Annotated in this window: 5 protein-coding genes, 4 tRNA genes and 1 pseudogene; 7 read left to right on the forward strand and 3 right to left on the reverse strand. The window is 63.3% G+C overall.

Features of this window, described 5'->3' with window-relative positions:
- Positions 1 to 88: 88 nt before the first annotated feature.
- From ACW5W4_RS07965 to folB, 3 genes are all read right to left on the reverse strand, one after another.
- Positions 89 to 1,924: a methyl-accepting chemotaxis protein gene (locus ACW5W4_RS07965; protein WP_456689010.1), complete on the reverse strand. Its 1,836-nt coding sequence runs from the start codon at positions 1,922 to 1,924 to the stop codon at positions 89 to 91.
- Positions 1,925 to 2,121: 197 nt separating this feature from the next.
- Positions 2,122 to 2,640, reverse strand: a complete 519-nt coding sequence (gene folK, locus ACW5W4_RS07970; protein WP_456689011.1) for a 2-amino-4-hydroxy-6-hydroxymethyldihydropteridine diphosphokinase — start codon at positions 2,638 to 2,640, stop codon at positions 2,122 to 2,124.
- On the reverse strand, positions 2,640 to 3,011 hold the full coding sequence (folB, locus tag ACW5W4_RS07975) for a dihydroneopterin aldolase (RefSeq protein WP_427262129.1): 372 nt from the start codon (positions 3,009 to 3,011) through the stop codon (positions 2,640 to 2,642). The genes folK and folB overlap by 1 nt, the downstream gene beginning before the upstream one ends.
- A gap of 154 nt (positions 3,012 to 3,165) precedes the next feature.
- Between folB and plsY the strand changes: the two are divergent.
- From plsY to ACW5W4_RS08010, 7 genes and pseudogenes are all read left to right on the forward strand, one after another.
- Positions 3,166 to 3,838, forward strand: a pseudogene (gene plsY / locus ACW5W4_RS07980) (glycerol-3-phosphate 1-O-acyltransferase PlsY).
- Positions 3,839 to 3,885: 47 nt separating this feature from the next.
- Positions 3,886 to 3,961: transfer RNA gene (locus ACW5W4_RS07985), tRNA-Phe, on the forward strand.
- A 51-nt stretch (positions 3,962 to 4,012) separates the two neighbouring features.
- A tRNA-Thr gene (locus ACW5W4_RS07990) sits at positions 4,013 to 4,088 on the forward strand.
- A 4-nt stretch (positions 4,089 to 4,092) separates the two neighbouring features.
- Positions 4,093 to 4,168, forward strand: a tRNA-Phe gene (locus ACW5W4_RS07995).
- 45 nt (positions 4,169 to 4,213) lie between these two features.
- A tRNA-Asn gene (locus ACW5W4_RS08000) sits at positions 4,214 to 4,289 on the forward strand.
- A 337-nt stretch (positions 4,290 to 4,626) separates the two neighbouring features.
- Complete coding sequence (locus ACW5W4_RS08005) at positions 4,627 to 5,970, forward strand: potassium channel family protein (RefSeq protein WP_456689012.1); 1,344 nt, start codon at positions 4,627 to 4,629, stop codon at positions 5,968 to 5,970.
- Between the two features lie 124 nt (positions 5,971 to 6,094).
- Complete coding sequence (locus tag ACW5W4_RS08010) at positions 6,095 to 6,604, forward strand: DUF1993 domain-containing protein (RefSeq protein ID WP_456689013.1); 510 nt, start codon at positions 6,095 to 6,097, stop codon at positions 6,602 to 6,604.
- Positions 6,605 to 6,707: the final 103 nt, after the last annotated feature.

Genomic DNA, 6,707 nt, shown 5'->3' on the forward strand with positions numbered 1-6,707 from the left:
GGGTGAGGGTGGCGGTGATAGTGAGGGTGATGGAAGGCGAACAGAGAGGGCGGCCCTGGCCGCCCTCTCTTTATTTGGGGTCTGGGGATCAGACCCTGAACTGATCGACCGCCCGATGGAGCAGGCTCGCCTGCTCGGCCACGTTCTGGCTGGCGCGGCTGTTCTGCTCGGCCTGGGTCAGGGCGTCGTTGGCGATGTCGCGGATCACCACGGCGTTGCGATTGATCTCGCTCGCCACCGAGCTCTGCTCCTCGACCGCGGTCGCTATCTGGGTGCTCATGTCCATCATCTGGTCCATCTGACGGGTGATGTTGGCGAGCTGGGTGCTGGCCTCCCCGGCGGCCTCGACGCTGCGCTCCCCCTGGGTGCGGCACTCGCCGATCAGGGTGACCACGCTCTGGGTGCGGGCCTGCAAGCCGGAGACTATGGCGGCGATCTCGCTGGTGCTCTGCTGGGTGCGCATGGCCAGGTTGCGCACCTCGTCGGCGACCACGGCGAAGCCGCGTCCCTGCTCGCCGGCTCTGGCGGCCTCGATGGCGGCGTTGAGGGCCAGCAGGTTGGTCTGCTCGGCGATGGCCTGGATCACCTCCAGCACATTGCCCACCTGACGGCTCTCCTCGGCCAGGGCGATCACCTCCTGGCCCGAGGCCTCCAGCTTGGCGGAGAGGGAGTGGATCACCGCCATGGTGGTCTCTACGCTCTCGCGGCCCTGCTGGGCGCTCAGGTTGGTGGTGCGGGCGCTCTCGGCGGCGCTCTCGGTGTTGCTGGCGATCTCCTGCACCGTGCTCTCCATCTCGGTGGCGGCGGTGGCGACGAGATCGCTCTCCTGCAACTGCTGCTGGGTACCCTCCTGGGCGGCGTTGGCGTTGCGCTGCAACTGGGCGGTAAGGCGTTCCAGATCCGTGACCGAGGCGACGACCTGGCCTATGACCTGATTGAAGTGCTCCAGCATGGTGTCGAAGTCGCGGCCCATGGCGCCAAATTCGTCCCTGGAGCCGATGCGGGCGCGCAGGGTGAGATCGCTGCTGGCGGTGACCCGGCGCATGGTGTCCGCCAGCCGTTGCAGCCCTGTCATGACGTCGCGGCCGATCAGCAGGTTGAGGCCGAGGGCGGCCAGTATGCCGAGGATGCAGAGCAGCACCATGACCCTGAGGGTACGATCATGGGTGGCGTCGGCCTCCTGGGTCAGGGCCTGGGTCAGGGTGATGCCCGCCTGGCGCATCTGCTCGGCGCTGCGATTGAGCTCGGCCCTCAGCCCCTCGCTGGCACTCAGGCCCAGGCGCTGCTCCTCTGTGACCAGGGCGAGGAAGTTCTGGCGGTAGCGTTCCAGCAGGGCGGCGAGGGCCGGTTCACCGGCGAGCGCCTCGGCCAGGGGGGCCAGGTTCTGTTCGAACTTGGCACGATAGCCGATGTCGCGGCGCAGCATGAAGTCCTTCTCGTCCCGGCGCAGTTGCAGCATCAGCAGGCTCTCCTGCTGCTGGCCCCGGGCCTTGAGCTCCTGCTCCAGTGCGTGGATGGCCTGACGCAGGGCGCCGTAATGGCCACTGGTCGGGGTGAGGCCTATCTTCTCCTGCTGGGCGCGCAGGGTCTCGAACTGGCGGCTGTACTCCTTGAGCTGGCTGGCAAAGGTCAGGATGTTCGCTTGCTGGGCGCCGCCGTGGTGTTGGCCCATCTCGGCGAGCAGGCGGTTGGCCTGGTCACTCTGGGTGGTGAAGGCGGTGGCGGCGGCGGGATCCCGGCTCAGCAGAAACTCCCTCTCCTGCAGGGTGAGGGCGATGAGGTTGGCCTCCACCTGCTTGGCCTGCAGCATCTCGGCGTTGCTGCGCGACTCCTGTCCGGAGAAGTAGAACATGGCCCCCATGACGGTGGCCTGGATCCCGGCCACCAGGATGGCGGACAACACGAGTTTCTGTTTGACGTTCACGACGACCTCAAGGGACAAAGGAGATGGTCAGCGTATCGGCGCTGAAGGTGGATCCTGAAGGGTGCTTTGGCCTTTTCTTCTGCCAGTGACGGGGTTGGGATTCGAAGGATTCTGCCATCCCGCCGTCATGCAGGGAAATAGTCTGCCGCTCTCCCGATCGGGGCGGGATCGGGAGCGCGGCGGCCATGGTGCGGGGATCAGGCCCGGAGATCGGCCAGGGCGCCGCTCGGCGTCCAGTCGAAGGGGATGGGGGTGAGGCGCTGGGAGGCCTTGTCATAGCCGGCCCAGAGCGCGGCCATGGTCTCGCCGCTCTCGGGGTGGCGCAGGGTCGGCGCCAGCTCGGCCAGGGGCCAGAGCACGAAGGCGTTGGTCACTATCTCGCCGCGGGGCAACACCAGGGGGGCGTCGCAGACCAGATCGCCGTAGAGCAGCAGATCGAGATCCAGGGTGCGGGGGGCAAACTTCTTGGCGTCGGGCTCGCGGCCGTGGGCAAACTCCATGGCCCGCAGCCGCTGGCAGAGCTCGCTCAGGGCCAGCCCTGTGTCGGCGCCGACCACCAGGTTGTAGAAGGGGCGGCCATTGAAGCCCACCGCCTCGCTCTCGAATACCCGGGAGACCTGGAGCGGCCCCAGCAGCCGATGCAGGGCATCGAGTCCGGCACGGATATGGCGCTCCCGCTCGATATTGGAACCCAGGCTGATATAGATCCTTGTCATCAGCACTCGCTCGCGGCCGGGGTGCGATGGCGCAGGATCTCGACTCCCACGCCGGCGGCGTTGGGCACGGCGCCCGGCTTGGTCAGGGTCACCTTGACCCAGTGCACCCGAAAGTCGCTGAGGATGAGGTGTGCGACCTGTTCGGCCATGGTCTCCACCAGTTCCACCACCCTGGTGCTGGCGTATTCCGATACTTTCTGGGAGAGGGTGGCGTAATCCAGCGCCAGATTGATGTCGTCGCCAGCGGCGGCGGGGCGGTTGTCGAAGCCCATCTCGAGGTCGAAGCAGAGTTTCTGGCGGATGCCCTTCTCCCACTCATACACCCCGATAGTGCTCAAAACCTCGAGTCCACGAATAAACACCTTGTCCATGACAGTACTTCTTCTTTACTCTTGATGGGCTGTGAAACAGCGCAGGGATGCTGGCCTGGCAGATCACGTGCCATTGGCGAACGGCCCGGGTAGCCCGAGCCGGAGAATGTGGCCCGCATCATACCCCATTCATATCGTGGTAAAAACGACCAAGATGACGGCCCTGACGATTTTGATGATTATTCTGGCCTATCTGGGCGGATCCCTGTCCAGTGCCGTGCTGGTGTCGCGCACCACGGGCCTGCCGGATCCCCGGGATCATGGTTCCCATAATCCGGGGGCGACCAATGTGTTGCGCCTCGGCGGTCGCGGCGCCGCCCTGGCTGTGCTGCTGCTCGACATGCTCAAGGGCACGGCCCCCGTCTATCTCTCCTGGTTCCTCGGCATCAAGCCCGTCTATCTCGGCTTCATCGGGGTGGCCGCCTGTCTGGGTCACATCTATCCGCTGTTTTTCCATTTTCGCGGCGGCAAGGGCGTGGCGACGGCACTCGGCACCATGCTGCCCATCGGGCTGGACATGGGGGCCCTGGTGGTGGCGAGCTGGCTGCTGGTGGCCCTGATCAGCGGCTACTCCTCCCTGGCCTCCATAGTGACAGTGCTGCTGGCGCCCCTGTTTGCCTACCTGCTCAAGCCGGAATACACCCTGCCGGTCTCCCTGCTCTCCTGCCTCATCCTGATCCGCCATCACGAGAATATTTCCCGCCTGCTCAAGGGGGAAGAGCCCAGGTTGTGGCGCAGGGACGGGGCCGACGGGAGGTGAGTCTGCCGGGGAATTGCACAAAAAGGGGTTTGCTGTGCAAAAAAGAGACGAACGAGACAAAAAGTAAAATTTCCCGTTGACCCCCAAGGGCAAAATCCGTTTAATAGCGGCCACGCCCAGATAGCTCAGTCGGTAGAGCAGGGGATTGAAAATCCCCGTGTCGGCGGTTCGATTCCGTCTCTGGGCACCAAGTTTTGGTGCCATGAAATAAAAATATGTTCATGCACAATGGTTTGAGTGTGCCGGCTTAGCTCAGTAGGCAGAGCAACTGACTTGTAATCAGTAGGTCACCAGTTCGATTCCGGTAGCCGGCACCATTTAGCCCAGATAGCTCAGTCGGTAGAGCAGGGGATTGAAAATCCCCGTGTCGGCGGTTCGATTCCGTCTCTGGGCACCAAACAAAGGACGTCGGGATAGCGATATCCCGTATCCGAAGTACAATTCCTCCTTAGTTCAGTCGGTAGAACGGCGGACTGTTAATCCGTATGTCACTGGTTCAAGTCCAGTAGGAGGAGCCAACACAAAAGCCCAGCAGCCATGCTGGGCTTTTTCTTTGGCGTTTTGCCTGCCCGGCCGGGTGACAGGGGGGAACTCAGGGCGGCGGGGGAACCCTGAGGCTCTCGCGCAGAAAATTGTCGCATCGCTCAAAATATATCTTTCCTGTCAGTGACTTGTCTTCCATTTCTCGCCTAGTATGACCGCGCGGCGGGCCCTGGTTACGCCGCCCCTGGTTTGGGTCAGCCCCGGCGGTCGGCGGGGGCAATGGCCTGATGCCCGGTACGCCGCGCTCTGGAGAGTGGCGCAGCCCGCCATCCGGAGATGAGCGGCGGAACCTAGCCGTTATCGAGGTAATGTATGAATGCAACCGAGCTCTGGCAGTTGTCACCCGAACAGTTCAACGAGTGGCGCCGGGAGAATGACTACCCCATGATCTGGGATTTCCTGGTGGCCTCCCTGCCCCATTTCAACGACTGGATGCTGGAGCAGCGGATCGACAAGGGGGTGATCTTTCAGATAGGCATTGCCAGATTCATCAGCTCGCGCTGCGTGCTGAGCCTCTGCGTCTACATGAGCGATGACAGGACTCGCCTCTATGAGACCGCCTCGAGCGCGCTGGAGTCCCTGCGCAAGAGTGGTCTGATTCGTTCGGAGACGCGCTTCGAGCCCTATGCCATGTGGCTGGCCGGCAAGCACGGCAAGGAGGAGATGAAGCGGGTGCAGAGCCTGCTCTCCGTCTCCGAGAACAACAAGGGGGAGGCCCAGGTGCTGGGCGGGCATCGCCTGCTCAACATCGGCGGCATCGCCCTCAAGAGCCCCATCATCTCCGGCCGCCTGCTCGACTTCACCTGCCTCGACGAGCTCTCCCTGGACAGTGCCGTCAACAACTCCAAGGTCTATCTGTGGCACTGCTCCGCCAAGGGGGTGCGCATCAACGGCGGTGTGATAGGGCTGGATCTGTTCGATTCCCTGTTGTGGGACCACAGGGCCTGGGCCAAGAAGCGGGAACTGGCCCTGGAGGAGGGGGTGTTTCAGGACTTCACCATAGAGTGTGAAGAGATGCGGTTTCACTCCTCCCGGGCTGTGCTGAAAAACTTCACCATTCGCGCCAAGCACTTCGATGCCACCATGGAGCACACCAACCTGGACAAGGTGCAGGTGAGCTACAACGAGAATGGCCGGATCGATCACAGCGAAGCCAGCAAGCTGTACCGCAATGCCAAGCGCCTCTTCTCCAGCGTGGGGGACACGGTCGATGCCGGTGAATGTTATTACCAAGAGAAGCTGCATGAGATGAAGTCCCTGGCCCGGCCAAAAGAGCTGTTCAAGGAGCGCTGGCTGCGCAGCGGCCTGCGCCAGCGGGGAGGGTTCTCCCTGCGCTGCTATCTGAAGTGCGCCGCCAAGTTCGTCAGCTTCATCACCTGGGGTTTTGGCGAGCGGCCCATCCGCAGTCTGCTCATGTCCATGGGGGTCATATTGCTGGCGGCACTGACCTATTTTCTGGCGCCCGCCTCCGTCACCCATCATGAGCTGGGGCGCTCCCTCTACTTCAGCATCGTCACCTTCGTGACCCTGGGTTACGGCGATATCTCCCAGACCGCCTCCCCCTTGCAGCTGCTCTCCGCCATAGAGGCATTTTGCGGCATGTTTCTGACCGGTCTCTTCCTCGCCGGCTTCGCGTCAAAAACCAAGCAGTACTGAATACCCCTGACCGGATCCTGCCGGATCCGGTGCATCTTCCCGCTGACGTTTCCCTCGAAAAAGGCAGTATAGTGAGCGGCGCCGCCAGCGAGGCGGCGAGCCCAGCCTTTATCGAGGAGCCATCATGAATCGTGAATTTACCGCCCAGTTTATCAAGATGCTCGCCAACCTGGACCGGCTGCTGGTCAAGGCGGCGGCCCATGCCGAGGCCAAGGGATACGATGTCGACAACTTCTTCGGCGATCGCCTGATCGTCGACATGTTCCCCCTGAGCAAGCAGGTGCTGATCTGCTGCGAGTCGGCCAAGGCCTGTGTGGCGACCGCCAGCCACGGCGACAATCCCGGCTTTGCCGACGAGCCTCGTACCATGGCGGATCTGCGCGGGCGCATCCAGGCCACCATCGACTTTCTCACCAGCAAGCTGGATGCCGACTACAGCGAGTTCGAGAGTGGCAAATACGCCCCCTACTGGGCCCATGGCAAGTGGATGGATGGCAAGACCTGCTTCTACGAGTACGCGCTGCCCAACTTCTACTTCCACCTCACCATGACCTATGCCCTGCTGCGCCGGGCCGGGGTCGAGCTGGGCAAGGGGGACTATCTGGGGGCCCTGGCGTTCCATCAGCCCGAGTAAGGTCGCATCGGCTTGACGGTCTCTGCGCAGAAGAGGGGGGGCGGGGGGGGGGGGCGGGGGGGAGTGGGGGGGGGGGGGGGGGGGGGGGGGGGGGGAGGGGTTT

The organism is Aeromonas crassostreae (assembly GCF_054052445.1).